Annotated in this window: 24 protein-coding genes and 1 pseudogene; 16 read left to right on the top strand and 9 right to left on the bottom strand. The window is 66.4% G+C overall.

The features are described 5' to 3' along the window. A partial coding sequence (locus VIR62_RS08990) for a 16S rRNA (uracil(1498)-N(3))-methyltransferase (RefSeq protein ID WP_431870548.1) occupies positions 1-717 on the bottom strand: 717 nt, incomplete at its 3' end. A 103-nt stretch (positions 718-820) separates the two neighbouring features. Between VIR62_RS08990 and ubiA the strand changes: the two genes are divergently transcribed. The 5 genes from ubiA (at position 821) to VIR62_RS08965 (ending at position 5,825) form a co-directional block, all read left to right on the top strand. Then, positions 821-1,732 (top strand): 4-hydroxybenzoate octaprenyltransferase, encoded by a 912-nt coding sequence (gene ubiA / locus VIR62_RS08985; RefSeq protein WP_431870549.1) that lies wholly within the window; start codon positions 821-823, stop codon positions 1,730-1,732. A gap of 37 nt (positions 1,733-1,769) precedes the next feature. Beyond that, positions 1,770-3,116 carry a TldD/PmbA family protein gene (locus VIR62_RS08980; RefSeq protein ID WP_431870546.1) on the top strand — a complete coding sequence of 449 codons (1,347 nt, stop codon included), beginning with the start codon at positions 1,770-1,772 and terminating at the stop codon, positions 3,114-3,116. Continuing rightward, positions 3,109-3,870, top strand: coding sequence for a 3'(2'),5'-bisphosphate nucleotidase CysQ (locus VIR62_RS08975; RefSeq protein ID WP_431870544.1), 762 nt, complete (start codon positions 3,109-3,111; stop codon positions 3,868-3,870). The genes VIR62_RS08980 and VIR62_RS08975 overlap by 8 nt, the downstream gene beginning before the upstream one ends. Before the next feature lie 72 nt (positions 3,871-3,942). Beyond that, the gene (locus VIR62_RS08970) at positions 3,943-5,076 is read left to right on the top strand and encodes a YcaO-like family protein (protein ID WP_431870542.1); all 1,134 of its coding nucleotides are present in this window, start codon (positions 3,943-3,945) and stop codon (positions 5,074-5,076) included. Then, positions 5,073-5,825, top strand: coding sequence for a TfuA-like protein (locus VIR62_RS08965; RefSeq protein ID WP_431870540.1), 753 nt, complete (start codon positions 5,073-5,075; stop codon positions 5,823-5,825). The genes VIR62_RS08970 and VIR62_RS08965 overlap by 4 nt, the downstream gene beginning before the upstream one ends. A 237-nt stretch (positions 5,826-6,062) precedes the next feature. Here the strand turns inward: VIR62_RS08965 and VIR62_RS08960 are convergent, their stop codons facing one another. Next, entirely contained in the window at positions 6,063-7,769 is a 1,707-nt protein-coding gene (locus VIR62_RS08960) for a winged helix-turn-helix domain-containing protein (RefSeq protein WP_431870538.1), read from the bottom strand. Positions 7,770-7,955: 186 nt separating this feature from the next. On the opposite strand from VIR62_RS08960, the gene VIR62_RS08955 reads away from it, so the two are divergent. Then, positions 7,956-8,096, top strand: a complete 141-nt coding sequence (locus tag VIR62_RS08955) for a hypothetical protein (protein WP_431870536.1) — start codon at positions 7,956-7,958, stop codon at positions 8,094-8,096. A 90-nt stretch (positions 8,097-8,186) separates the two neighbouring features. Here VIR62_RS08955 and VIR62_RS08950 read toward each other — a convergent pair whose 3' ends face one another. Continuing rightward, entirely contained in the window at positions 8,187-8,615 is a 429-nt protein-coding gene (locus tag VIR62_RS08950) for a CoA-binding protein (protein WP_431870534.1), read from the bottom strand. Positions 8,616-8,644: 29 nt separating this feature from the next. Continuing rightward, a complete protein-coding gene (locus tag VIR62_RS08945; protein WP_431870533.1) occupies positions 8,645-9,637 on the bottom strand; it encodes an Mrp/NBP35 family ATP-binding protein in 993 nt (330 codons plus the stop codon). Between the two features lie 72 nt (positions 9,638-9,709). Here VIR62_RS08945 and hflK point away from each other — a divergent pair, with 72 nt between their 5' ends. The 5 genes from hflK (at position 9,710) to VIR62_RS08920 (ending at position 16,937) form a co-directional block, all read left to right on the top strand. Beyond that, on the top strand, positions 9,710-10,789 hold the full coding sequence (gene hflK, locus VIR62_RS08940; protein WP_431870531.1) for an FtsH protease activity modulator HflK: 1,080 nt from the start codon (positions 9,710-9,712) through the stop codon (positions 10,787-10,789). Beyond that, the gene (gene hflC, locus VIR62_RS08935; RefSeq protein ID WP_431870529.1) at positions 10,786-11,649 is read left to right on the top strand and encodes a protease modulator HflC; all 864 of its coding nucleotides are present in this window, start codon (positions 10,786-10,788) and stop codon (positions 11,647-11,649) included. The genes hflK and hflC overlap by 4 nt, the downstream gene beginning before the upstream one ends. 120 nt (positions 11,650-11,769) lie before the next feature. Beyond that, entirely contained in the window at positions 11,770-13,320 is a 1,551-nt protein-coding gene (locus VIR62_RS08930) for a Do family serine endopeptidase (protein WP_431870527.1), read from the top strand. A gap of 76 nt (positions 13,321-13,396) precedes the next feature. Then, positions 13,397-14,953, top strand: coding sequence for a helicase HerA-like domain-containing protein (locus VIR62_RS08925; RefSeq protein WP_431870525.1), 1,557 nt, complete (start codon positions 13,397-13,399; stop codon positions 14,951-14,953). A gap of 1 nt (position 14,954) precedes the next feature. Then, complete coding sequence (locus VIR62_RS08920; protein ID WP_431870523.1) at positions 14,955-16,937, top strand: OPT family oligopeptide transporter; 1,983 nt, start codon at positions 14,955-14,957, stop codon at positions 16,935-16,937. Between the two features lie 13 nt (positions 16,938-16,950). Here the strand turns inward: VIR62_RS08920 and VIR62_RS08915 are convergent, their stop codons facing one another. From VIR62_RS08915 to VIR62_RS08905, 3 genes are read right to left on the bottom strand one after another with little or no spacing between them, the layout of a single operon-like run. Next, the gene (locus tag VIR62_RS08915; RefSeq protein ID WP_431870522.1) at positions 16,951-17,994 is read right to left on the bottom strand and encodes a 2-dehydropantoate 2-reductase; all 1,044 of its coding nucleotides are present in this window, start codon (positions 17,992-17,994) and stop codon (positions 16,951-16,953) included. Positions 17,995-17,997: 3 nt separating this feature from the next. Next, positions 17,998-18,444 (bottom strand): preQ(1) synthase, encoded by a 447-nt coding sequence (queF, locus tag VIR62_RS08910; protein ID WP_431870520.1) that lies wholly within the window; start codon positions 18,442-18,444, stop codon positions 17,998-18,000. Between the two features lie 47 nt (positions 18,445-18,491). Then, positions 18,492-18,899 carry a hypothetical protein gene (locus VIR62_RS08905; RefSeq protein WP_431870518.1) on the bottom strand — a complete coding sequence of 136 codons (408 nt, stop codon included), beginning with the start codon at positions 18,897-18,899 and terminating at the stop codon, positions 18,492-18,494. A gap of 198 nt (positions 18,900-19,097) precedes the next feature. On the opposite strand from VIR62_RS08905, the gene VIR62_RS08900 reads away from it, so the two are divergent. From VIR62_RS08900 to VIR62_RS08885, 4 genes are all read left to right on the top strand, one after another. After that, on the top strand, positions 19,098-20,624 hold the full coding sequence (locus tag VIR62_RS08900) for a S10 family peptidase (RefSeq protein WP_431870516.1): 1,527 nt from the start codon (positions 19,098-19,100) through the stop codon (positions 20,622-20,624). Positions 20,625-20,686: 62 nt separating this feature from the next. Next, positions 20,687-21,529 carry a 3-mercaptopyruvate sulfurtransferase gene (gene sseA, locus VIR62_RS08895; RefSeq protein ID WP_431870514.1) on the top strand — a complete coding sequence of 281 codons (843 nt, stop codon included), beginning with the start codon at positions 20,687-20,689 and terminating at the stop codon, positions 21,527-21,529. Beyond that, positions 21,526-22,710 carry a cystathionine beta-lyase gene (metC, locus tag VIR62_RS08890; RefSeq protein WP_431870512.1) on the top strand — a complete coding sequence of 395 codons (1,185 nt, stop codon included), beginning with the start codon at positions 21,526-21,528 and terminating at the stop codon, positions 22,708-22,710. The genes sseA and metC overlap by 4 nt, the downstream gene beginning before the upstream one ends. Then, on the top strand, positions 22,707-24,023 hold the full coding sequence (locus VIR62_RS08885) for a mechanosensitive ion channel family protein (RefSeq protein WP_431870510.1): 1,317 nt from the start codon (positions 22,707-22,709) through the stop codon (positions 24,021-24,023). The genes metC and VIR62_RS08885 overlap by 4 nt, the downstream gene beginning before the upstream one ends. Here VIR62_RS08885 and VIR62_RS08880 read toward each other — a convergent pair. After that, the gene (locus VIR62_RS08880) at positions 23,991-24,344 is read right to left on the bottom strand and encodes a hypothetical protein (RefSeq protein WP_431870508.1); all 354 of its coding nucleotides are present in this window, start codon (positions 24,342-24,344) and stop codon (positions 23,991-23,993) included. The two genes, VIR62_RS08885 and VIR62_RS08880, sit on opposite strands and share 33 nt — an antisense overlap. Before the next feature lie 112 nt (positions 24,345-24,456). Here VIR62_RS08880 and VIR62_RS08875 point away from each other — a divergent pair, with 112 nt between their 5' ends. Then, on the top strand, positions 24,457-25,167 hold the full coding sequence (locus VIR62_RS08875) for a TorF family putative porin (protein WP_431870506.1): 711 nt from the start codon (positions 24,457-24,459) through the stop codon (positions 25,165-25,167). Between the two features lie 31 nt (positions 25,168-25,198). On the opposite strand, the pseudogene VIR62_RS08870 reads toward VIR62_RS08875, so the two are convergent. Next, positions 25,199-25,402, bottom strand: a pseudogene (locus VIR62_RS08870) (DUF3035 domain-containing protein); the annotation flags it as partial.

Below are 25,402 nucleotides of genomic sequence, written 5' to 3'. Positions count from 1 at the left end.
CATCCAGACGCTGACCGCGGCGAGGGCGGCGGTGTCGGCGCGCAGGATGCGGGGGCCGAGCGATACCGGGCGGGCCTGGGGGAGGGCGCGGATGCGGGCGCCTTCCTCGTCGGTAAAACCGCCTTCGGGCCCGATGAGGATGGCGCCGGGGCCTGCTTCCGCGGCCTTGGCGAGGGGCGTGCCGCCTTGTTCGTCGGCGAAGAGCAGCGTGCGCTCGGTCGGCCAGTCGGCGAGCAGCGAGTCGAGCTTCCGCGGCTCGGCGAGCTCCGAAAGGGCGGTACGCTCACACTGTTCGGCCGCTTCGATTATATGGGCGCGCAGGCGATCCATGTTGACGCGGTCGACGATGGTGCGCTGGGTGAGCACGGGAACGAGCCTCGCGACACCAAGCTCGGTTGCCTTTTCCGCGATCCAATCGATGCGGCCGCGTTTGACCGGTGCGAAGAGAAGCCAGAGGTCGGGAACGGTCTCGCGTTCGCGGAGGTGCGTGATGAGGCGGAGGCTGACGTGCCTTTTTCCGGAGTCCGTCAACTCCGCCAGCCATTCGCCGGTGTGGTCGTCGAACAGCTTGACCTGGCCGCCGGTGCCGAGGCGGAGGACGTTAGCGAGATAGTTGGCTGGGGTACCTTCAAGGGTGAAGATGGCGTTCTCGCTGAGCGTGTCGTCGACATAAAGGCGCGGGAGGCTGGACGGCGGCCAGGCGGGGGTGGCGGGCATGGTCCACCCCTAAACGTTCCTCCCGAGCGTAGTCGAGGGGGGTTTCTCCGAGTCATCGCCAGCGCCCCTCGACTTCGCTCGGGACGAACGGCATGTGGTTTTCATGATTGTCGAAACCGACATCGTCCCCGACAGCGAGCGGCGCGGGCTGATCGGGGCGCTGCCGCGGACGGTGCGGCCTTATGCGTCGCTGATGCGGCTCGATCGGCCGATCGGCGCGTGGCTGCTTTTCTGGCCCTGCGCCTGGAGCGTGGCGCTGGCTGGGATGGGTAGCGACGGGTTGGCGTTGATCCTGTGGTTCGGTCTCGGCGCCTTCGCGATGCGGAGCGCGGGATGCGTCTATAACGATATCATCGATAAGGATCTCGACGCGCGGGTGGAGCGGACGCGGCTGCGGCCGCTGGCGAGCGACCGCATTTCGCTGAAGGGCGCCTGGGCACTGTTGGTGGGGCTGAGTCTTATTGGGCTGGCCGTCCTGCTCCAGCTTAACTTGACGGCCGCTCTGGTGGCGCTGGGGAGCCTGGCGCTGGTCGCGGCCTATCCGTTCATGAAGCGCATCACCTGGTGGCCGCAGGTGTGGCTTGGCCTCGTCTTCTCCTGGGGGGCGCTGGTCGGCTGGCCTGCCGTTACTGGTCGTTTCAGCGGCACGGCTCTCGTGCTCTGGGCCGGTTCGGTCTTTTGGGTGATCGGCTACGATACGATCTACGCCTTGCAGGACCGCGAAGATGATGCCCTTGTCGGGGTGAAATCCTCCGCGCGGAGGCTCGGGAAGCATACGCGTGCCGGCGTGGCCTTCTTCTATTCCTTAGCGATATCGCTCTGGGGCTATGAGTTTTGGCAACTCAGGTCGCAGTGGCTTGTCCTGCTGCCGCTAATCCCGATGGCGCTCCACCTTCTCTGGCAAGTAGCGGCTCTTCGCCTCGATGACGGCACCGACGCGCTCGCCAAGTTTCGCTCGAACCGGTTCGCCGGCCTGCTGATGTTCCTCGCCTGCCTGGTAGTGGGTACGACCTGACTTTGCTTTTGCGGCGCGCGGCTCGTAAGCGGCGGCGATGCTTGACGTGAAAGACGCCGAGGCGCGCGCCGCCTCCCTGATCGAGACCGCCCGCAAGGCCGGCGCCGATGCCGCCGACGTTCTTTATGTCGGCAATGGCTCGACCGAAGTGCAGGTGCGGCTCGGCGACCTGGAGGATGTACAGCGCTCCGAAGGAGAGGAGATCGGCCTTCGCTTCTTTCTGGGCAAGCGCTCGGCGAGCGTTTCCTCGTCCGATCTCTCGGCGGAAGCGCTGTCGGCCCTGGTCGAGCGGGCGGCGGCGATGGCGCGCGAGGCCCCGGAGGATGATTATGCCGGCCTTGCGCCGGAGGAGCGGCTGCTGCGCGCGGGCGGCCCCAACGTGGAGGGTGACGACGGGTACGACCCGCCGCCGACCGCGCTCCGGGAAAGGGCGCTGGCGACCGAGGCGGCGGCGCGGTCGGTGGATGGCGTCACCAACAGTGAAGGCGCGGGCGCCAGCGCCGGCCGTTCGGTCGTGGCGCTCGCCACCAGCCACGGCTTCTGCCGCGGCTATACGACCAGCGGCTATAGCAGCTCGGCCAGCGTCATCGCCGGCAACGGCGCCAGGATGCAGCGCGATTATGCCCACCATAACGTCCGGCATCTGGAGGATCTGGACGACGCGGAGGTGCTGGGACGGCTCGCCGGCGAACGGGCGGTGGCGCGCCTCGATCCCGCGCGCGTGCCGAGCGGATCGATGCCGGTCGTGTTCGACCCGCGCGTGGGCGGGAGCCTGGTCGGCCATCTGCTGAGCGCGATCACCGGCCCCGCCATCACGCGCAAAACCAGCTTCCTGCTAGGGCGGGAGGAGGAGCGGGTATTCGCGGAAGGCATTGTCATCCGCGACGATCCGCACCGTGAGCGCGGGCTTCGTTCCAAGCCGTTCGACGGCGAAGGGATGGCGACCAGTCCCAGCAACCTCGTCGAGGACGGGCGGCTCACCGGCTGGCTGCTCGACAGCGCCTCGGCGCGCCAATTGGGGCGCGAGCCGACGGGCCATTCGACGCGCGGCATCGGCGGCTCGCCGGGCGCGGGCGCGACCAATGTCGACCTCTTGCCCGGCACGGTGAGCAAGGCGGCGCTGATCGCCGACGTCAAGCGGGGTATCTACGTGACGGAACTGATCGGGCAGGGCGTCAATCCGGTGACCGGCGACTATAGCCGCGGCGCCTCCGGCTTCCTCATCGAGGATGGTGAAATCGCGGCGCCTGTTGCCGAAATCACCATCGCGGGAAACCTGGTCGATATGTTCCAAGCCCTGATGCCCGCCGACGACCTGGAACATCGCCGCGGGGTCAATGTTCCGACAGTCAGGATCGAAGGGATGATCGTCGCCGGTGCTTGAGGAGGTTTCTAGAATAGCACGAGAGGCCGGACGGATCGCCGCCAGCCGCTGTGGCGGTGAATTCCGGCAGTGGGAAAAAGTGCCTGGCCATCCGGTTTGCGACATCGACCTGGAAGTGGACGCCTATCTACGGGAGCATCTGCGCGCGCTCGATCCCGAAGCCGGCTGGCTCTCGGAAGAAACGCTCGATGCGACCGACCGCTACGAGCGCCGCAGGGCCTGGGTCGTCGATCCGATCGACGGCACGCGCGATTATCTGCGCCAGCGCACCGGCTGGTGCGTCTCCGTGGCACTGGTCGAGGATCGGGTGCCGGTGATCGGCGTCCTCGACGCGCCGCAGCGGGGAGAGCATTGGACGGCCGCGAAAGGTAAGGGCGCCCGGCGCAACGGCGAGCGTATCGAGGTGAGCGGCCGCACCGGCTTCGTCGGCGCGCGCGTCCCGGCCGATCAGCTTCCCAAGGTCGACGGCGATCTGGTGGCCGTGGTGAAGCCCAATTCGATCGCGCTCCGCATCGCCATGGTCGCCGCCGGCGAGGCCGACCTGGTGGCGACACTCCGCTGGGGTTTCGAATGGGACATCGCCGCCGCCGCCCTCATCGCCGAAGAGGCGGGCGCGACCGTGACCGGCGCGCTCGGCCAGCCGCTCGCCTTCAACACGATCACCGGCGAGTCGTTCGGCGTGGTGGTGGCGACGCCCGGCATCCACGCCGCTGCCGTGGAGCGGCTGAGGGAACGGGCTCTGGCGGTGGTCTGACCGACCGCATAATTATGATAACCTGGCTCCGGAAGCGGGAGGCGCCGCTTCTGATGCCGAGGAAGGTGCCGCATGGCTCTGGGTCCGGAAGACGGGTCGCGGTTGGTGCCGGTCGCGCCGTTCCTGAAGACGGCGCTCGCCGCGGCTGAACTTTGCGGCGTCACGCGGCTCGCGGACATCACTCGGCTCGATCGATTGGGACTGCCCGTGTGGCAGGCCGTGCGCCCGGCCGGGCGAGCGCTCAGCGTCCATCAGGGAAAGGGCGCTTCGCCGCTGGCCGCCAGGATCGGCGCGCTGTGCGAGGCGATCGAATGTCATTGCGCGGAGAATGCGCCGGCGGATGGGCCGCTATGCAGCTTCGCGGACTTGCCGCCCGACGCGCGGGCGCCCGATGTGGCCGATTACGCGGAAAGTCGGGACGCTCCCCCGTCAGCGTACCAGCCTATCCAATGGTGTCTCGCCAAGGACATCCCGACAGGTCGGGACCATTTTCTGCCGCACCCGCTCGTGTCGCTAGACTGGACATGGGGTCATGACAGCCTGTTCGACCGGGAGAGTAGCGGGCTTGGCGCGGGGAGCGATGAGGGTGCCGCCCTGCGCGTATCGTTGCTTGAGATTATCGAGCGCGATGCCCTGGGAGAATGGAGGCGCGGCGATTTCGAGAGCCAGATGGCGACGTCGCTGGCGCTCGCCACTATCCCTTTCGATTGGCTTCGATCCTGGAAAGCCCGCTTCGACGAGTTCCGGATCGAGCTGCAACTGTTCCGGCTCTCGTCGATCGTTTCGATTCCGGCCTTCATGTGCGTGATCGGCGGTGCGGAGGAATTCGGGCCGGCCTACCGGCGTTTCTACGGCAGCGCCGCCCACGGAGACCCTGAGCTGGCCTTGTTCAAGGCCTTCGCGGAGGCGCTCCAGTCGCGGCTGACGGTGATCGCCGGCGTGCGCGATGATATCCTGCCATCCTATTATACCTCGCGTCCGGCCGCGGCGACCGAGGTCAACGAGCCGGCTCCCACGGGCACGGTTGCGTGGGAGGAAGCGGCGCCGCTCGCCTACGGATGGGAGACAATCGTCGAGGGGCTCGCGCGGCGCGGTTACAGCCAGGTCGTCGCGAAACGCCTCGACGGGGGCTTGGGTGTGGTCGTCACCCGCGCGTTCGTGCCGGGTCTCGGCTCGTCGCGCCGGACCCGCAGGATCGTGCCGTGACCATCATCGCCTTTGCAGGCCCTTCGCTTTCCGCCGAGGATCGCCGCGCGTTCGGTTCGGTCGTCTGGAAGCCCCCGGCGGAAGCGGGTGATCTACTGCGGCTCGATATCGACGCCGCCACCCGGTTTTGCCTTATCGACGGCTACTTCGATCACCGGCCGGCCGTGCGACACAAGGAAATATTGCTGCTGCTCTCGGAAGGCGTACGAATGTTCGGCGCCAGCAGCATCGGCGCGCTTCGGGCGGCGGAAATGGGCGGGTTCGGTCTGACGGGCGTGGGTGCCATCTACCGCGCCTATTCAAGAGGCACCCTCGTGGGTGATGACGAGGTCGCGCTGGTGCATACATCATCGGAATGGGACTGGCGCCCGCTGTCCCTTCCCCTCGTCGATGTGCGCGCCACGATTTGTCGGATGCGGGCGCGTGAAGCCATCGGGGCCGGGGAGGCGCGCGCCCTCCTCGATGCCGCGGCGGATATCCACTACGTCGACCGGACCTGGAGCCTGATCGTGGAAGCGGCCGGGCTTCCGGCGCGAGAACCGCTATTGAAGCAATGGGCGGTGGAGCAGAAGCGGCTCGACGCTCGCGAATGCCTGCACATGGCAATTGAGGATACTTCCGCCGCCCCGGCGCGACCAGTCATGGTCAGAACAATGTTTCTCGACTGGCTGGCCACCGAATGCGCCGTCGATTTGGATATGCGATGCCGACTCTCCCCGCCGGGACAGAGTGACAGCGTCGCCGATTAAGGTTAATAAGTAGGCAGTAATCGCAGCATGTAGAGTCGCGTCTTATCCCTTGCGGAGGCGGATCATGGCTGGCAGCAAAAATACCCCCAAAACCGGTTCAAAGACAGACAAGACGGACAAGAAACCGTCGCCTAAAGGCGTTGCGCCCGACGCGGTCGCCGGCGCCAACATCGGACGGGATGGGAAGCCGAAATAGTCGAGCCGCGGTGTTCGACTGGATCTAAATTCAAGCCTGATTTATAGCACGCTAACCTTGGCGCGAGGCCGCTCGACACGCCTGTAGCGCTCGCGTTCCGGATCACCCGTGCGGCTTGCTGCCATGGCGCCCTCGAACAGGCCGACAAGCCACGCCCGCCGGGTCTCGCTTTTCAACGGATTGTGGAAGAGGACCCATTGCCTGAGCCGATCGTCGGTAGGCGGATCGGCCGCGCACCAGCGCTCTACCATTGAATGGCGCCAGCGCTCCGCCCGTGACGGCAGGTCGGATGCCCCGGCCCCGGAAGCGGCCAGCAGCGCATAAAGCTCACTCATCACGGTCGGATTCGTGCGGGCAAGGTCGTCCGGATGATAGCGGCGCACGAGCGCCAGCTGCTCCGCCGCCAGCTCGTATTCGCCGCTCAGCAGATGAAGCAAGCCCTGTTCCTCATAAGGGGCGGCGGTCACGAACGGGGTCAGGTCACGGCATCTTTTGAGAAGGTCGGCGGCGCCGGCCAGATCGTCCAGATACATGAGAGCCGTCGCCACTTCGACCAGCCGCCGCTCATTGTAGGGGTTGAGGCTCAACGCTTCGTCCAGATGCTGGCGGGCGAGCGCCCATTCGCCGGCCCACATATGGGACCAGCCCTTCATCGCGTGGAAATGGGACTCGGTCCGATCGAGCGCGAAGGCTCGATGGGCGAGCTCGTAGGCCCGGCGGCGTTCGGCCTCGCCGGTCGAGCCTAGCCCCGAGTAGCAATAGTCGGTGTCGTAGAGGCGGGTCAGGGGCGGATAGGCGGGGGCGAAATTCGGGTGTTCTTCGATTATCCGTTCCCATGTGGCCGCCATCTCGCGCGCCTCGGCGAGCGTGGTCTGGCCCCGCATCTTGAGCCTGGTCAGAAAGTAGAGATCATAGACATCATGCGGCTGCGCCGGCAGGTTGCCGAGGAGATCGTCCTGCATTCTGGGTAGCGCCGCCGCGGCCACCCGCCGTACCAATCGGTCGACGTCGGGGCCGAGATGCCCGTCGGTGAGATCGATATTGTCGGCCCAGATGATCGCTCCCGTGGCCAGGCGGCAGAGGCGAGTGAAGGCGCGGACGGAGCGACCGTCATGCACCAGCTTCAACGACAGCTGATAGTCGCGCGCGCCATATCCTCCGGTCGGGGGCGCCGTCGTCGCCTGATCTGAGACGAGCCGGATGTCGCGGAAGCGCGACAGGGCGAACAATATTTCTTCCCGCAGGACGGCGGCGAGATGCGGCGAGGAATCGCGCGCCGCCAAGTCGTCGAACGCGCCGAGATACAGGAGCGGCGGGGTGCCGAGGCGTGCCCCCATCCCGTCGGCAGCGGGCCGGCTTTCCGTTTTGGTGCGCCTTGCGCTCGTCCCCTCGACCGGCGTCACCGCGGGCAAAAGACGATAGCCCCGCCCATAGACGCTTTCGATATAGCGAGGGGCCTTAGGGTCATCGCCCAGCGCGTGGCGCAGTTCCTTTATGACCGACGTCAGCGCCGATTCCGAAACGATCGTGCCATCCCAGACGGAAGAGAAGAGAGCGTCCTTGGTGAGCAGCCGGCCTTCATGCTCGGCGAGCATGAGCAAGACCCGATAGGCCTTGTTGCCGAGCTTCACCGGCCCGTTCGGGCCGAGCAGCCGCTCGTCCGCCCTGTCGATCGTGAAATCGGCGAACGCCAGGTTCATGCCGCAATCCGCTTCGATCGACATGATCGTCGCTCCGGTCCGCGCCAACGACTGTCTTCCTGCACTGTTTTACCACAGCCGCCCGCCCGATTCGACGCGAAACGGATCGTGGAAAGATTCTGGAAAAGCCCGTCCCACGATCTTTCCAGCGCCCGCTCAGGATGCGCCGGGCCGGGCGGCATAGACCGTCTCCAGCGCCGACGCCTTCGCGCCGGCCGATCAAGGAGACCAAAGATGATGATCCGCAAGAGCCTGTTCGCGATAGCCGCGTCGCTTTTGACCATGACCGCCTTCGGCGGGACCGTTGCCGTCATGACCGTCGATGGAGGTGCCGGGTTTCCCGTTGCCGGTCCGGGCGAGTATCAGCTCGCATGAGGCTGGCCTGCCCCATCCCGAACGTCGCGTGTCGCGCCCCAGGCGGACGATCTGGCCAAGACCTGGATCGTCCGTCGCACCCACTCTTGCTTAGGCCACGGGGGCCAGGCCGAGGCGGGGGATTTCGATCTTGGGGCAGCGGTCCATCACGACCTTGAGGCCGGCCGCTTCGGCTCGCGCCGCAGCCTCCTCGTTTATGACGCCGATCTGGAGCCACACCGACTTCGCGCCGGCGGCGATAGCCTGGTCGACCGCCTCGCCCGCGGCCTGGGGGCGACGGAAGATGTCGACCATATCGATCGGCTCGCCGATCTGGGAAAGCTCGCGCCAGACATATTCGCCGTGGACATGCTCGCCGGTGATCTGCGGGTTTACAGGGATAACCCGATAGCCGTGCGACTGGAGGAAGCGCATGACGCCATAGCTGGGGCGGTCGGGGCGATCCGAGGCGCCGACCATCGCGATGGTGCGGGTGTTGGCGAGAAGCTCGGCGATGTCCTCGTCGCGGGTCAGCGGCATGATTATTCCTCCTTGCGACGGGACAACCGTCACATGCGCTTTCGGTTCACCTCGTCGATCAGACGAGCGGCGATGCCGGCGAAGATTTCGGCCTCCTCCCCCTCGCCCGCGGCCGGAGGCGTGCCGGCATCCGAGGCACGGCGGATCGAGAGCGTGAGGGGGACGCGGCCGAGGAAGGGGATTCCCATCACCCGCGCCGCCGCCTCCGCTCCGCCCGTGCCGAACGGATCGGATATCTCGCCGCAATAGGGGCAGGCGTAGCCGGCCATGTTCTCTATGAGGCCGAAGACGGGCACGTTCATCTTGCGGAACAGGTCGATGGCGCGGGTGGCGTCGATGAGCGCCAGGTCCTGCGGGGTCGAGACGATGACGGCGCCGGCGGGCTTGTATTTCTGGACGAGCGACATCTGGATGTCGCCGGTGCCGGGAGGAAGATCGACGATCATCGTGTCCGTATCGCCCCAGTCGCCGTCCATGAGCTGGCCCAGCGCGCTCGCCACCATCGGGCCGCGCCAGGCGAGCGCGGTGCCGGCGTCGACGAGCTGGCCGATCGACAGCATCTTCACCCCGAACGCGTCGACAGGCACGATCTGCTTGTCGGCGAGCTCGGGGCGGTCGTTGTTGCCCATGATGCGCGGCTGGGACGGCCCGTAGATATCGGCGTCGACCAGTCCGACCTTCCGGCCCGAGCGGGCGAGGGCGATGGCGAGGTTGGCGGCCAGGGTCGATTTGCCGACGCCGCCCTTGCCGCTGCCGACGGCGATGATGGTGCGCTGGATCTTGTCGGCGGTCATGGCGATGCGGATATCGTGCACGTCGGGCACGCCGACGATCGCGGCACGGATCTGCCGTTCCAACGTGGCGCGGACCTCGGCGGTGAGGCCGGTGACGTCGAGGACGATGCTGGCAATGCCGTCCTTTATCCGCGGCGCCTGGGTCCGGCCTTCGCTCACCAGATCGGCGCCGCCCGGGACGGTCACGCGCGCCAGTGCCGCCATCAGGGTTTCCGTGCTTTCGCTCATGACCTGGAGCGGATAGGCATATCCTCGCCGGATGCCACTGTTTTTCCGCTTCAAGCTTCCTATAAAGGCTTCATGAACAGATTTTTCGGGTGGGGCGCACGTCTTGGCGCCGTCTTTAACGAGAACAAAGGGGGCCCTTGGGGTAGCGGTGGCGGCAGCGGCTCCGGCGGTGACGGCGGCGGTCCGCGCAATCCCTGGGGACAGCCACCCCGCAAGCGCCGGCCAGCCGGCACGAGTGGAAACGTCACCTCGCTCGACGATTTCCTGAAGAAGAGCCGCGAACGCTTCGGCGGCGGCCGCTTTCCGACCGGCGACGGCAAGCCTTACTGGCTCTACGGGCTCGGCATATTTCTCATTCTCTGGCTGCTGTTCACGAGCATCCACCGGATCGGCCCCGAGGAGCGCGGCGTCATCACCCGTTTCGGCAATTATGCGGGCACGATGGGCCCCGGCATCGGCCTGACGTTCCCCGCGCCGATCGACAGCGTCCAGAAGGTCGATGTCGAGGAGATCCGGACCATCGACATCGGATCGACCGATGCCAGCAGCGAGAATCTCATCCTCACCGGCGACCAGAACATCATCGATCTGGCCTATTCGGTGCGCTGGAACATCAAGGAGCCGCAACTCTACCTGTTCCAGATCGCCAATCCCGAGGAAACCATCCGCGAAGTCGCCGAAAGCGCGATGCGCGCGGTGGTGGCCGGCGTATCGCTGGACGACGCCATCGGCTCCGGCCGCAGCGACATCGAACAGCGCGTCGCCCAGGTGATGCAACAGTTGCTCGACGATTATCGCGCCGGGATCGATGTCCAGGGCGTCGCCATCAAGCAGTCCGACCCCCCGGCCGCGGTCAACGACGCCTTCAAAGAGGTCTCCGCGGCACAGCAGCAGGCGCAGAGTTATCTGAACGATGCGCGCTCCTATGCCCTCCAGCTCACCGCCAAGGCGCAGGGCGAGGCGGCCGCCTTCGACAAGGTCTATGAGGAATATCGCCTCGCGCCCGAAGTGACTCAGCGGCGCATGTATTATGAAACGATGGAAAAAGTGCTCTCCCGCGTGGACAAGACGATCATCGAGGCGCCCGGCGTGACGCCCTATCTGCCGCTGCCGGAAATCCAGCGTCGCACCCAGCAGGGGACGAGCCAATGATCCAGCGTCTGGGCCGCAACCCCATCGCGCTCGCCTTCATCGCGATCGCGCTCTTGATCGTCGTCGGCTCGACCTTCGCCATCGTGCCGGAAACCAAGCAGGCGGTGGTCGTCCGCTTCGGCGAGCCGCAGCGCATCATCAACCGCTTCAAGCCTGAGCAGGAGTTCGGCCAGACCGGCGCGGGCCTTGCGGCGCGGATCCCGTTCGTCGAGCAGATCGTCTGGATCGACAAGCGCATCCTCTCCGTCGAGATGGACCAGCAGCAGGTGCTGTCGACCGATCAGCTGAGACTCCAGGTCGATGCCTTCGCCCGCTACCGGATCGTCGATCCGCTGCGCATGTATATCGCGGCGGGCACCGAGCAGCGGGTCAGCGACGCGCTGCGGCCGATCCTCGGCTCGGCGCTCCGCAACGAACTCGGCAAGCGTCCGTTCGCGGCCCTTTTGAGCCCCGAGCGTGGTCAGATGATGGACAATATCCAGCAGGCGCTGAACCGCGTCGCGCGGCAATATGGCGCCGAGATCGTCGACGTGCGCATCAAACGGGCGGACCTCCCCGACGGCACGCCGCTCGAATCCGCCTATGAGCGGATGCGGACCGCGCGCCAACAGGAGGCCCGCTCGATCCTCGCCCAGGGCCTGAAGCAGGCGCAGATCATTCGCGCCGAGGCCGACGCGGAAGCGGCATCCACTTATGCCGAGGCGTTCGGCAAGGATCCCGAATTCTACGATTTCTATCGGGCGATGCAGTCCTACGAGACGACTTTCGTCAACAATGGATCGGGCGAGGCCATGGGTCGTTCCTCCATCATCCTCTCGCCGAGCAACGAGTATCTGCAGGAGTTTACGGGCGGCGAATGATCGGCAGGCCGCGGGCTGCTCATTCAATGGCCGTTCAGCCGCGGGCCATAGCTTACGTCCGACTGAACGACCCGTCCGGGTCAGCCCGGCCGGGCCAGAAATTGCAAGGAGAGTGACAACGTGCGCTACGTCTATGGCATCACCGCCGCATTGCTTCTGGGCGGAACGGCTGCGACGCTGACCGTGGGCCCCGTTGGAGCGCAGACGGCGCAGAACGATCCCGCCGCCATCGCCCGCGCCGCCCCCCGGGCCGGAGCGCCGATGAGCTTTGCCGACCTCGCCGCCCGGCTCCAGCCGGCGGTGGTCAACATCTCGACAAAGCAGTCGATCGAGGTCAGCCGGTCACCCTTCCCGCCCGGCTTCGAGGAATTCTTCCGCCGCTTCGGCGGGCGTGTTCCCGAGACCGGGGAGGACAACACCATCACCCAGCGTGGCGGATCGCTCGGGTCCGGCTTCATCGTCTCGGCCGACGGCTATATCGTCACCAACAACCACGTGATCGCCCCGGCCCGCGACGGCGCCACCGTGGACGAGATCACCGTCACCCTCGCCGACCGCAAGGAATATGAGGCGGAACTGGTCGGGCGCGACATCGCTTCCGATCTCGCTCTGCTCAAGATAGACGCGCAGAACCTGCCCTTCGTCCGCTTCGGCGATTCAACGCAGACGCGGGTGGGCGACTGGGTCGTCGCGATCGGCAATCCCTTCGGCCTTGGCGGCACCGTCACGGCAGGCATCGTCTCCGCCCTGCACCGCGGCATTACCGGCAGCGGTGCCTACGATCGCTATATCCAGACCGACGCCTCCATCAACCAGGGCAATTCGGGCGGCCCGATGTTCGACGTCAACGGCAACGTCATCGGCATCAACACCGCGCTTATCTCGCCGACGGGCGGCAATGTCGGCATCGGCTTCGCTATCCCGGCCGAGCAGGCCCGACCGGTGATCGAGGCGCTGCGGCGCGGCGAGCGGCCTGTGCGCGGCTATATCGGCGTGAGCCTGCAGCCGCTCGACGAAGGCATCGCCGATTCGCTCGGCATTCCGCGCAACCGCGGCGAACTGATCCGGGGCGTCCAGCCTGGCAGCCCGGCCGCCCGCGCCGGCATCGAGCAGGGCGATGTCATCATTACCGTCGACGGGGAGGCCGTGACGCCCGATCAGACGCTGTCCTATCTGGTCGCGCAGCAGCCGGTCGGCTCTCGTATCCCCATCGAACTCATCCGCAACGGCCAGCGCCGGACCGTGACCCTCATCATCGCCGAACGTCCGACCGAAGAGGAGCTGGCCGAGCTGGGCGGTGGCGGCGAGGAGGCCGAGATCCAGCCGGAGCCGGAAGAGCAGCAGACGGAAAGCCAGCGCCAGGCGCGCGAGAGCCTGGGCGTTACCGTGCAGACCTTGACCCCCGCCGTCGCGCGGCAGCTCCAGCTCAACGACGCCAGCATCCGCGGCGTCGTGATCGCGGCGGTGGATCCGTCCAGCGATGCCGCGGCCGAGGGCCTGCGGCCCGGCGACATCATCCTGTCGATCAACCAGAATGCCACCCCGACACCGGAAGCGGCGGCGGCGGCCGTGGAGGCGGCGCGGCGGACAAATCGCGGATCGGTGCTGCTGCTCGTTCGCCGCGGCAACAATCCGCCGCTCTACGTTGGCGTCGATCTCGTCCGGAGCTAGACCCTTCCAACCGGCTTGCCGTGCAAACCCTGTTCGGGAATAGTCGCGGCGGGCCGGTTCGGTAGGGGAGCTTGCAGTGGACGACGCGACGGGAATCTACATCGGCCTCGGCGGAGGTAATCCGCAGCGATTGATACTGAGCCGTGCCAATCGTCACGGTCTCATCGCGGGGGCTACCGGCACCGGCAAAACCGTTACGTTGCAAGGCCTCGCCGAGAGCTTCTCGGCCGCAGGCGTGCCTGTGTTCGTGGCCGATGTGAAGGGCGACCTCGCGGGCATCGCCATGGCTGGCTCCCCAACCCACAAGGCGCACGCGGCGCTGACCGCGCGCGCCGCCGAGATCGGCTATACGGGTTACGCCTATTCCGACAATCCGGCCGTCTTCTGGGATCTCTACGGCGAGCAGGGTCATCCGGTTCGCACCACCGTGTCGGAGATGGGTCCGCTGCTGCTCGCGCGGCTGATGAACCTCAACGAGACGCAGGAGGGCGTGCTGAACATCGCTTTCCGCGTCGCCGACGAGGATGGACTTCTCCTCCTCGACCTCGAGGATCTGCAGGCGCTGCTGGTCCACTGTGCCGAAAACGCGGCCGACCTCACCGCCCGCTACGGCAATGTCACCAAGGCCAGCGTCGGCGCGATCCAGCGCCAGCTGCTCCAGCTCGAAAGCCAGGGCGGCGACCGTTTCTTCGGCGAGCCGGCGCTCGACATCGCCGACCTGCTGAAGGCTGACGAGGAGGGGCGCGGCTACGTCAACATTCTGGCCGCCGACAAGCTGATGGCGAGCCCAAAGCTCTATGCGACTTTCCTGCTCTGGCTGCTTTCGGAACTGTTCGAGGAGCTGCCGGAGGTCGGCGACCTTTCCAAGCCGAAGCTCGTCTTCTTTTTCGACGAGGCGCACCTCCTGTTCGAGGACGCCCCCAAGGCGCTCCAGGAGAAGATCGAGCAGGTGGTACGGCTGATCCGTTCCAAGGGCGTCGGTGTCTATTTCGTGACCCAGAACCCGATCGACATTCCCGAGGAGGTCGCAGGGCAACTCGGCAACCGTATCCAGCACGCCTTGCGCGCCTACACGCCGCGCGACCAGCGGGCGATCAAGGCGGCGGCGGAGACCTTCCGGATCAACCCGAAGCTCGATGTCGAGACGGCGATCACCGAGCTCAAGGTCGGCGAGGCGCTGGTGTCGGTACTGCAGGAAGATGGAGCGCCCTCGCCCGTGCAGCGGACCCTGGTCAAACCGCCGCGATCGCGTCTGGGGCCGTTGACCGACAAGGAACGGGCGATCATCCGGTCGATTTCGCCGGTCGAGGGCAAATATGACCAGGCGGTCGATCGCGAGAGCGCCGAGGAGATACTGAAAGCGCGAGGCGAAGAAGCGGCAGCGGCCGCTGCCGCGGCGGAAGCCAAGGAAGCCGAGGAGAAGGCGGCCGCCGAGCGCGCCAAAGTCGAGGCAAGGGCACGAGTGGAACAAGCGAGGCAGCAGGCCCGGTTGGAGCGCGAGCGGCGCGCCAATCCGTCCGTCGGCGAGGCCATGGTCCGGCAGGTCGGAAAATCGCTCCAGCGCCAGGTGGCGAACAAGGTAGCGCGCTCGCTCGTGCGGGGCCTGCTCGGCGGACTGTTCAGGGGGAGATAAAATGGCGAGCAAGGCTGCTGCGGGCAGAGCGATGACGCTCCCCGAACTGACGTTGCGCGGGGTGGCGCTGGGCGGGCTCATCACCCTGCTGTTCACAGCGGCGAACGTCTATCTGGGCCTCAAGGTCGGCCTCACCTTCGCCACCTCGATCCCGGCGGCCGTGATCTCGATGGCGGTGCTGCGCTTTTTCGCTTCCTCGAACATCCTGGAAAACAACATCGTCCAGACGGTCGCTTCGGCGGCGGGCACCCTGGCGGCGATCTGCTTCGTACTGCCGGGGCTGGTGATGGTCGGCTGGTGGCAGGGCTTTCCCTTCTGGACCACGGCGCTTGTCACGGCGCTCGGCGGTCTTCTCGGCGTGATGTTCTCGATCCCGCTCCGCCGCGCGCTCGTCGCGGAGTCCGATCTTCCTTACCCGGAAGGCCGCGCCGCCGCCGAGGTGCTGAAGGTCGGCGAGGGCTCTCGCGCCGGCGATGCGGAAAGTTCCGCCGGACTTCGCGTGATCGTGACCAGCACCCTGGTCGCCGCAGCCTTCAACGCGCTTACCTACATGCGGCTCGCCGTCTCCGAGGCGAGCCATTTCTTCCGTATCGGTCCCTCGGCGACGGGGATCGCCGGCGGGCTTTCCTTCGCCTTGCTCGGCGCCGGCCATCTGGTCGGCCTCGCGGTCGGGCTCGCCATGTTTACCGGCCTCGTCATCGGCTGGGGCATCGCGACGCCGTGGCTGACCGCGCTCGCCGTGCCGACGGGAGGAGCCGAGGCCTTCGCCACCGATATCTGGCTCAACCAGGTGCGCTTCATCGGCGCGGGCGTGATCGGCGTCGCGGCGATATGGACCTTGCTGCGCATCATCGGTCCCATTCTTTCCGGGATCAGAAGCGCGATGGCGGCTTCCCGCGCCCGCCGCGTTGGCGGCGAGGGGCTGCCGCTCAAGGAGCGCGACATCCCCATCGGCATCGTCGCGCTCGTCTCCGGCGCCGCGCTGATCCCGATCACCTTCCTGCTCATCGACTTCATCGACGGCGGTCCGTTGGCAGGCATAACCGTCCCGCTGGTCGCGGTGACTCTTGTCTTCATCCTGCTTGTCGGCGCGTTCATCGCCTCGGTCTGCGGCTATATGGCCGGCCTTATCGGAGCGTCGAACAGCCCGATTTCAGGCGTCGGCATCCTCGCCATCCTCGCCGCTTCGATGCTGTTCGGCCTGCTCTTCGCCTCCGGCCTGGGCGAGGGGTCTGAGGAAGCGCTCATCGCCTATGCGCTGATAACGACAGCCATCGTGTTCGGCGTCGCCACCATCTCCAACGACAATCTCCAGGACCTCAAGACCGGTCAGCTGGTCGGCGCGACGCCGTGGCGACAGCAGGTAGCGCTGATATTCGGCGTGTTGTTCGGATCGATGGTCATTCCGCCCGTCCTTGAACTGCTCAACGCCGCCTACGGCTTCGCGGGCGCGCCGGGGGCCGGGGCGAATGCCCTGCCGGCGCCCCAGGCGGCGCTGATCTCCGCGCTGGCGAGCGGCGTGCTCGGCGGCGATCTCGACTGGAGCCTGATCGGCATCGGCGCGGCGCTCGGAGTCGTCATCGTCATCATCGACGAGCTGCTCGTCCGCACCGGCAAGGCGCGGCTCCATCCGCTCGGCGTCGGCATCGGAATCTACCTGCCGATGGGAACAACGATGGCGGTGGTGGTTGGCGCGGTCATCGGCTGGTTCTACGACCGCGCGGTCGAGCGCCGCGCCGCCGACCCGGAGCGCGCCAAGAGGATGGGCGTGCTGACGGCAACCGGCATGATCGTCGGCGAAAGCCTGTTCGGCGTCGCCTATGCCGGCCTGGTAGTCGGAACCGGCAGCGATGCGCCGCTGGCTTTGGTCGGCGAATCCTTCCGGCCGATCGCCCTTATCGGCGGCACGTTGCTGTTTGCGACGATAGCCTGGTGGCTCTATCGTCGGGCAGCCCGAGCAAGCGCCGCCGTGGGGGCTGCGTGAGGCCGACTACCGCTCAGTAGCCGAAGCCGCGGGCGCCCTTGTGACCTTCGAGGATGTGGGCGCGCAGCTCGGAGGCGGTCCAGATGCGGTTGATGCCCATCTCCGCTTGCTTGACGAGATCGACGATGTGTTGGTTGACCGGCGCCTCCTTGCCGAGCGAGCGGGCGAGCTTCACCACCTCGCCGTTGAGATAGTCCACCTCGGTCTCGCGGCCGTCGGCGAGGTCGTCGGACATGGAGGATCGCGCATGGGGGTCGATTTTCTGGACCCTGAGCAGGAAATTCCTGAAGATGAAATCGGGCGCGCCGATCGCGTGGGGCAGCAGCCTGGGCGGAATAGGGCCGGTCGCCACCGGCTCGATGCCGGCGATCTTCAAAAGCTCCATCGTTTCGACCATCGCTGCCGCCATCACCCGCCGGTAGTCGCGCTGGTGGAGCTCCTCCAGGATAGTGAGACCCGACAGCGCATTGATCGCATTATTGAGATTGAGCAGCAGCTTGCCCCAGGCGACCGCCACCATGTCCTTCGCCAGCAGCAGCTTGCCGGGCCGATCGCCGATCCGCGCGGCGAGGGCGCGGCTGGTATCCGTCTCGGCGGCGGTGAGGTCGCCCCAGGTGGCCCGATGCCAGCGGCCGGAGCCGGTGCGGACGACATTATAGGGGACCATCCCCTGTATTATATGGAACCTGGGAAGCAGCTGCTTCAGCGTCTCGGCATTGCTGATGCCGTTCTGGAAGCTGATGACGCTGACACCCGGCCGCGCGTGACGGGCAATCTCCTTTGCCGCCGCCTGCGTCCCCGTGCTCTTCACGGTGAGGAGGATGATGTCCGCCTTCTTCAGCGCCGCCGGCTTGGTCGCGAAATCGATGAGGTCGGGCGCGAGGCGGATGTGCCAGCCGTCCTGGTCGCTGAGGCCGAGGCCGTGATCGGAGATCTCTTGACGGACGCGTTCCCGGCCGACGAACGCGACCTTGCATCCCGCCGCCAGCCACGCCCCGCCAATGAAGCAACCGACCGAGCCTGCGCCGAGCACGACGATGCGCGGGGAATCCTTCAAGGCTCAGCCACGGCCGCGATAGGAAGGCACGCCCTGGTCCGGGAGCCACAGGCCGGCAGGCGGCTCGCCGGACTGCCAGAAGACATCGATGGGTATGCCGCCCCTCGGATACCAATAGCCGCCGATGCGGAGCCACAGCGGCTTCATTTCGGCCGTCAGGCGCTCGGCGATGCCGACCGTCACATCCTCATGGAAGCCCGCATGATTGCGGAAGGCACTGAGGAACAACTTCAGCGACTTGGATTCGACGATCGTGTCGCCCGGCGCATAATCGATGACGAGGTGCGCGAAATCGGGCTGGCCGGTGACCGGGCAGAGCGACGTGAATTCGGGGGCGGTGAAACGGACGAGATAGGGCCGTCTAGGTCGCGGATTGGGCACGTAATCCAGGGTCGCTTCTTCCGGCGAAGGAGGAAGCGCGCTGGTCGTCCCGAGATGAGTGATAGTCATGGCGCGCTATCTAGAGGCTCCCGCGCGCCCTGTCATTCTCGCTGACGCTACAGGGCCTGCCGCTTCAGACGGGCTCTCAACTCGTGCATGCCGATGCCGTCGATCGCGGTGTGCTTGTCTTCCGCGGATACGACCTTGGCGATGTGCCCGAGTATCTGGCTCATAAGGTCGAAACCCTGCACCGTGCGAGAGTGGCGCTGAAGGATAACCGGATCGCCCGAAAGCTGATCGCCCATCATCTCGAGCAGCCGCTGAACATATTGGATTTCTTCCGACAGGCGCCTGTCGACAAGCATGGGGCACATTGGGAGCAAAGGGGCGGCGCCCACGGGCTGATATTGCGGTTTCCAGATGCCGCGCTTGGCCTCGGCGACGATCGCGTCCACGCGCCGCTGCTCATCCGAGCCGACATCCGGCACGGCTGGAATTCGTCCCGCCTCAGCATGACTCGACATGGATTCGGGCGCCCTCCCCCAAAGGCACATTCAGTGCTTCTCGTTGCTCCAGCGGCAATCAGTGGCGGGTTTTAGTGAATAATCCGTCAACCTCGATACCGACGTTCAAAATTTTGCGGAATCTACGGTAGGCGGCGGGCTTTTACGGCGCCGGAACGCATGCAATAGATCGCACCGCAACAGGAGAGAATGGACCGCATGCGTCTCAGTCACCGTACCGCCTCGATGGCCCTTGCCCTGGCCCTTATGGCCCTCGCCGCTCCCGCTCCCGCTCAGGACGCGACCGACGAGAAACCGAAGGCCGAGAAGAAGAAGGAGGCCGACAAGCCGATTCCGCCGCCCACGGTGTCGGTGACGCGGCACAAGGGCACGTTCGGCGGCAAGACGATCTCCTACACGGCGACGGCCGGCGAGACCTACCTGAAGGCCGACGACGGGACTCCCCGCGCGAGCATCTTCTCCGTCTCCTACGTGAAGGAGCCGCGCGATCCCGATCGTCCGATCACCTTCCTCTTCAACGGCGGGCCGGGCTCGGGCTCAGTGTGGCTACACATGGGCGCCTTCGGTCCGAAGCGGGTGGCGATCCCCTCCGACGGCACCGACGACGGCGCACCGCCCTATCCCATCGTCGACAATCCCGAGAGCCTGCTCGACGTCACGGACATCGTCTTCATAGACCCGGTCGGCACCGGCTTCAGCCACGCGCTCGGCGAGACCGACCCCAAGGATTTCTGGGGCGTCACCAAGGACGCGGAATCGGTCGCCGAGTTCATCCGGCTCTGGCTCAACGACAATGGCCGCTGGAACTCGCCCAAATATCTGGGCGGCGAAAGTTACGGCACGACCCGCTCGGCGGCGGTCGTCAATCAGCTAACCGGCGCCTATAACGACGTCGCCCTGAACGGCGTCATCCTCATCTCGACGGTGCTCGATTTCGGCGCTGGGGCCGACACGCCCGGGAACGAGATGACGCATGTCCTGAACCTGCCTTCGATGGCGGCGACGGCGCTCTTTCACGGCAAGGCGCAGGCGGCCTCGGTCGAGCAGTTCGTAGAAGAAGCGCGGCAATGGGCGATCGGGCCTTATGCGGCGGCCCTGCTCAAGGGCAACGATCTGGGCGCCGAGGAGCGGGCCACGGTGCGGCGCGAGCTTTCGCGCTTCACGGGGCTGTCGGAAGAGTTCCTGGAGCAAGCGGACCTCCGCGTCGCGCCGTCGCGCTTCTACAAGGAGCTTTTGAGGGACAGGGGCCTCACCGTCGGCCGTCTCGACTCCCGCTATACCGGCCGCGACTATGACAATGCCGGCGAGACGCCCGACAACGACCCCAGCTTCTACGGCATCGACGCGGGCTATACCGCCGCGATCAACGCCCATGTCCGGGGCAATCTCGATTACCATACAGACCGCAGCTACGTGACCATCGGCCGCGTCGGCCCCTGGGACTGGCGGCTTGGCGATGGTCGGGACAGCGACGCCTATTTGAACGTCGCGCCCTATATCGGGCAGGCTCTGAGGGAGAATAATGAACTCAGGATCTTCGTCGGCCAGGGCTATTATGATTTTGCCACGCCCTTCTTCGCCGCCGAATATTCGCTGAGCCGGACCGGCATGCCCGCCGACCAGATCCAGTTCCATTACTATGATTCGGGTCACATGATGTACGTCCGCGATGAGGACCGGGCGAAGCTCAGCGCCGATATCCGGGAGTTCATCCAGAGCCGCTGACATTGAACGGCGCCCCCGAAATGGGCTAGCTGAATGGCCGGCTGGTTGTTTCGGAGGTGTAGATGGAAAGTCTCGTATCCACCGAGTGGCTGGCGGAGGAGCTGGGCGCGCCCGACCTTAAGGTGATCGACGCGACCATCTTCCTGCCGGGCGCCGGCCGCGACGCGCGGGCGGAGTATGAAGCAGAGCATATTCCGGGCGCGGTGTTCATGGACCTGGACGAGATCGTCGATGCGTCCAACGCAGCGCCGCACATGCTGCCACCGGCGCACAAGTTCTCGAGCCGCATGCAGACATTGGGGCTCGGAGACGGCCATCGCTTCGTCGTCTACGACAATTCGCCGCTGCACAGCTCCGCGCGGGCCTGGTGGATGCTGCGGGTGTTCGGCGCGCATTATGTCGCGTTGCTGGATGGCGGTCTTCAGAAATGGAAGGCGGAGGGACGGCCGCTGGAGAGCGGCAAGGTCCGGGTACGGCACGGCCATTTCACGGCCTTCGTCGAAGAAGAGGCGGTGGCCGACAAAGCCTACGTGAGCGGGCTGGTCCATTCGCCGAGCCATGAGATCGTCGATGCGCGACCCGCGTCCCGCTTTGCGGGCGAAGAGGAGGAGCCGCGGCCGGGCGTGATCCCGGGGCATATCCCGGGCGCGAAGAATGTGCCGCAGGGCGAGTTGTTCAACGCCGACAACAGCTGGAAGTGCGGCGACGAGCTCCGCGCCGCTTTCTATGAAGCCGGGGTGGAGCTCGACAAGCCGATGGTGACAACTTGCGGGTCGGGCGTCACGGCCGCCGTTCTCCTGTTCGGAGCGCACTTGCTCGGCAAGAACGACGTCAAGCTCTACGACGGTAGCTGGTCCGAATGGGGCGCCGATCCCGCTACGCCCAAGTCGGTTGGATCGGCATGAGCGAAAAGGACGTGAAGCCCGACACCAGGCTGGTACAGGGCGGCCGACGCAGGGAATGGACAACCGGCATCGTCAATCCGCCGGTATGGCGCGCCTCGACCATTCTGTTCAACGATGTCGAAGCCATGCGCGAGGCGGGCGCCGGGCGGGTGGGCACGCTTCACTATGGGCGCACGGGGACGCCGACCCAGTGGGCGCTCGCCGAGGCGCTGACGGCGCTGGAGCCGGGCGCGGCGGGGACGCGGCTCTACCCGTCGGGGGTGGCGGCCATCTCGATCGCGCTGATGACTGTGCTGCGGCCCGGGGACGAGCTGCTGATGGTCGACAGCACCTACGCGCCGACCCGTGCCTTCTGTGACGGCGTGCTGGCGCGGCAGGGGGTGACGACGCGCTACTACGACCCGCTGATCGGCGCCGGCATCGCCGACCTGATCGGCGAGAAGACGCGGGCCACCTTTCTTGAAAGCCCTGGTTCGCTCACCCTCGAGGTGCAGGATGTGCCGGGAATCTGCGCGGTGGCAAGGGAGCGCGGGCTCGTCACGCTGCTCGACAATACATGGGCGACGCCACTTCTTTTCCCGGCCATCGCTGCGGGCGTGGATCTCACCATCCTCTCCTGCACCAAATATGTGGTCGGTCATTCCGACGTGATGCTCGGCTCGGTGACCGCCAACGAGGCGCACTGGAAGGTCCTGGAGCAGACCAGCCGCGCCTTCGGCCAGCATGTCAGCCCCGACGACGCCTGGCTCGCCGCGCGGGGCCTCAGGACCATGGGCGTCCGCCTCCGCCAGCATGAGGCAAGCGGCCTGAAAGTCGCACGCTGGCTGGCAGAGCAGTCGCAAGTGGCGCGGGTGCTGCACCCGGCGCTTCCCGATTGTCCCGGCCACGAGCATTGGGCGCGCGACTTCAAGGGTGCGTCCGGCCTCTTCTCCTTCGTCCTGAAGGGCGGTGACGAGGCCGCGCGCGCGAAGTTGATCGACGGGCTGGAGCATTTCGGCATCGGCTATAGTTGGGGCGGGTTCGAAAGCCTCGCGCTCCCGGTCGATCCGGCGAAGCTGCGCACCGCGACGCGTGTCGAGTATGAGGGCCCGATGGTGCGGCTCCATATCGGCCTCGAGGACCCGGACGACCTGATCGCCGATCTCGCCCGCGGCCTTGCCGCCTATGGAGCGACGGCGTGAACGCGGTTCGGCGCATCGCCGCCGATATCGGCATCGTCGTCCCCTCGGACCCCGATCTTGCCGCCGCTGCGGCGGCGCTGGTGCTTTCGATCGCCCTCTGGGCACTCGCCTGGTGGATAGGGCAAAGGCTGGGGCCGCCTCTAGCGAATTTGTGGGAGCGGCATGCCGGCGGCCGAAACGAAGCCATCGGCCGGCGAATGTGCAGCCTTGTCCGGAACCTGTCGGCCGCCGTCCTCCTGGCGATCCTGCTCAAAGCCTATGCCTGGCCGATTTTCGCCGCCTTCATCGTCGGCCTTGCGCTGGCGGTCGCCGTGGCGATGCTCATTACCGTGATCGCGCGAGGGCTCCACCTCGCCCGCTGGATCGCGGCATCGCTCGCCCTCGTCGCTTTCGTGATGGTGCTGACCGAGGCCGTCGGCGACCTGACGCCGGTCAGCGAAATCTTCGACCAGGTCGGCTTCAGCATCGGCGAGCGGCGTTTCTCGCTGCTGACGCTGCTTCAGATCGGCATCACCATCCTCGCGCTCTACGCGGGCGTGAAGCTGGTGAACCGCCTCGTCGGGCAATCGGTGAAGCGCGCATCCGGCCTCGATTCCACCCAGCAGCTTCTCGTCCAGAAGCTGGTCGCCATCGGCCTGCTGGTCATCGCCTTCTTCGTCGGCATCGACCTTGTGGGGATCGACCTCACCGCGCTTGCGGTGTTTTCCGGCGGGCTCGGCCTTGCCGTCGGCTTCGGGCTTCAGAAGACGTTCGGGAATCTTTTCGCCGGAATCATCCTGCTCATGGACCGCTCGATCAAGCCGGGCGACGTGATCTCGGTCGGCCAGAGCTTCGGGTCGGTCAACAAGATCGGCGTCCGCGCGGTCTCGATCGTCACGCGCGAAGGCAAGGAGCATCTGATCCCGAACGAGATCCTGATGACCGAGGAGGTCGTCAACTGGTCCTATTCGACGCGCGACGTTCGCATGAGCATCCCAGTCGGCGTCGGCTACGCTGCCGATGTCGAGCTGGCCCAGAGGCTCATGATGGAGGCCGCGTCCGCCTCCTCGCGCGTCCTGGAAAGCCCGAGGCCCAACGTCTGGCTCACCGCCTTCGGCGAAAGGTCGGTGGAGCATGAGATCCGCATCTGGATCAAGGATCCCGAGGCGGGGGTCGGCAGCGTTCGTTCGGAAATCCTCAACCGCCTGTGGTTGCTGTTCAAGGAGAACGGAATCGAGCTGCCCTTCCCGCAGCGCGATATCCGCGTGAAGGAATGGCCCGCGTCAGCGGTCCAGCCGAAACTAGACGCGGAGCAGGACGGCAAGACGGGCTAGCGCCCGGTCGAGTTCGTCAGCGAGCATAGCCGCTGCCGCCTTGGGCGGTTCGCCGTCGCGACCGGCAGCGATCAGGGCGGCGACGCCGGCGGCGGCCCAGGCCGCGGTCTCGGCGGCAAGCGCGTCGAAGCGGCGCCGGACGATTGGCATGGCATCGTCATAGGCGACGGCGACCCGGGCGTTCTCGTCGAGCGCCGAATCTCCCGCGACGGCGGAACGGCCGGCGATCTGCCCGACCAGGTGCCGCACCTGGCGAAGCTGCGCGATCTGGCGACCGGCATCGGCAAGGATCGGCGACAACGGGGCGGACTGATGCGTCATGGCCCGCGTTTCTACCGCGTGGCCGCTAAAGAAGGACTAATGTCTGTGGTCGCTGCCGCGCCTCGAAGGTAAGGCTGCGGCCTCAATCCGTGTTTCAAAAGAGTATTTCCCCATGAAAGCCGTTTTCGCACTGCCGTTTATCCCTCTTTCGCTGCTCGCCACGCCGGCGGCGGCGCAGCTGCCGGACGGTGGCATTACCCTCTACGGCGAGGCGAAGGCGGTATCCGATTATCGCTATCGCGGGATTTCGCGTTCCGACGAGGATCCGGCGCTGCAAGCGAGCGTCACCGTGCAGGGCGACAGCGGCCTCTATGCGGGCGTCTGGGGGTCGACGCTCGGCGGGATCGACGATGTGACGACCGGTGATATCGGTGACGTCGAGCTGGACGTCTATGCCGGCTACGGCACCAATCTCGGCCTCGGCACCTCGGTCGATGCGGGTGTCCTCTATTATTATTTCCCGGACGGGGAAGGGGAGACCGACTATTTCGAACCTTACGCCTCGGTTTCGCAGCAGCTGGGGCCGGTGCAGGCGACGGCAGGGGCGAAATATGCGTGGGACCACGCGGCGCTCGGCGGCGAGGATCTGCTCTACCTGTTCGGCGAGGTCGAAGCCGGCATCCCGCTGACGCCGTTCACGCTGACCGCCGGCGGCGGCCGCCAGAGCGCCGGCGCGTTCGGCGACTATTGGAACTGGTCGCTGGGCGCCGAGGCGACGCTGGGGCCGGTCAAGGCCGGCGTCCGATATGTCGACACCGACCTGCCGGCCGAGCTTCCCAACGTGGATGCCGGCCTGGTGTTTTCGGCGGGCGTGAAGTTTTAACGACGCCCTCCCGCGGGCGGGAGGGGAAATACTATTGCGGCGTCGTGACGGTCGCTTCCTGGCCGGGGCCTTCGGGGACGGCGAGGATGGTCTGGGTCGTGGTGCCCTTGTCGACCACCAGCGTGTCGGGCGATCCGACCACCGAGCGGGCGCCGGGCGCGGCCGAGACTTCGGCATCGGTCTCGTTCATGATCTGTTGCTCGACGCCGCTGCGCGGAGACGGGCCGCCGAATAG

It is taken from the genome of Allosphingosinicella sp., from assembly GCF_036570505.1.
Lineage (GTDB): Bacteria > Pseudomonadota > Alphaproteobacteria > Sphingomonadales > Sphingomonadaceae > Allosphingosinicella.
This window is presented reverse-complemented; position numbering and strand designations above follow the sequence as displayed.

Bases quoted from the DNA above. Each gene is read 5' to 3' on its own strand.
- hflK (WP_431870531.1), top strand. From the start codon at position 9,710: ATGAACAGATTTTTCGGGTGGGGCGCACGTCTTGGCGCCGTCTTTAAC.
- VIR62_RS08950 (WP_431870534.1), bottom strand. From the start codon at position 8,615: ATGCCGCTGACCCGCGACGAGGACATCGCCGAGCTTCTCGCCAACACC.
- VIR62_RS08905 (WP_431870518.1), bottom strand. From the start codon at position 18,899: ATGTCGAGTCATGCTGAGGCGGGACGAATTCCAGCCGTGCCGGATGTC.
- VIR62_RS08980 (WP_431870546.1), top strand. From the start codon at position 1,770: ATGCTTGACGTGAAAGACGCCGAGGCGCGCGCCGCCTCCCTGATCGAG.
- VIR62_RS08945 (WP_431870533.1), bottom strand. From the start codon at position 9,637: ATGAGCGAAAGCACGGAAACCCTGATGGCGGCACTGGCGCGCGTGACC.
- metC (WP_431870512.1), top strand. From the start codon at position 21,526: ATGAGCGAAAAGGACGTGAAGCCCGACACCAGGCTGGTACAGGGCGGC.
- queF (WP_431870520.1), bottom strand. From the start codon at position 18,444: ATGACTATCACTCATCTCGGGACGACCAGCGCGCTTCCTCCTTCGCCG.
- hflC (WP_431870529.1), top strand. From the start codon at position 10,786: ATGATCCAGCGTCTGGGCCGCAACCCCATCGCGCTCGCCTTCATCGCG.
- ubiA (WP_431870549.1), top strand. From the start codon at position 821: ATGATTGTCGAAACCGACATCGTCCCCGACAGCGAGCGGCGCGGGCTG.
- VIR62_RS08955 (WP_431870536.1), top strand. From the start codon at position 7,956: ATGATGATCCGCAAGAGCCTGTTCGCGATAGCCGCGTCGCTTTTGACC.
- VIR62_RS08900 (WP_431870516.1), top strand. From the start codon at position 19,098: ATGCGTCTCAGTCACCGTACCGCCTCGATGGCCCTTGCCCTGGCCCTT.
- VIR62_RS08880 (WP_431870508.1), bottom strand. From the start codon at position 24,344: ATGACGCATCAGTCCGCCCCGTTGTCGCCGATCCTTGCCGATGCCGGT.
- VIR62_RS08970 (WP_431870542.1), top strand. From the start codon at position 3,943: ATGGCTCTGGGTCCGGAAGACGGGTCGCGGTTGGTGCCGGTCGCGCCG.
- VIR62_RS08875 (WP_431870506.1), top strand. From the start codon at position 24,457: ATGAAAGCCGTTTTCGCACTGCCGTTTATCCCTCTTTCGCTGCTCGCC.
- VIR62_RS08920 (WP_431870523.1), top strand. From the start codon at position 14,955: ATGGCGAGCAAGGCTGCTGCGGGCAGAGCGATGACGCTCCCCGAACTG.
- sseA (WP_431870514.1), top strand. From the start codon at position 20,687: ATGGAAAGTCTCGTATCCACCGAGTGGCTGGCGGAGGAGCTGGGCGCG.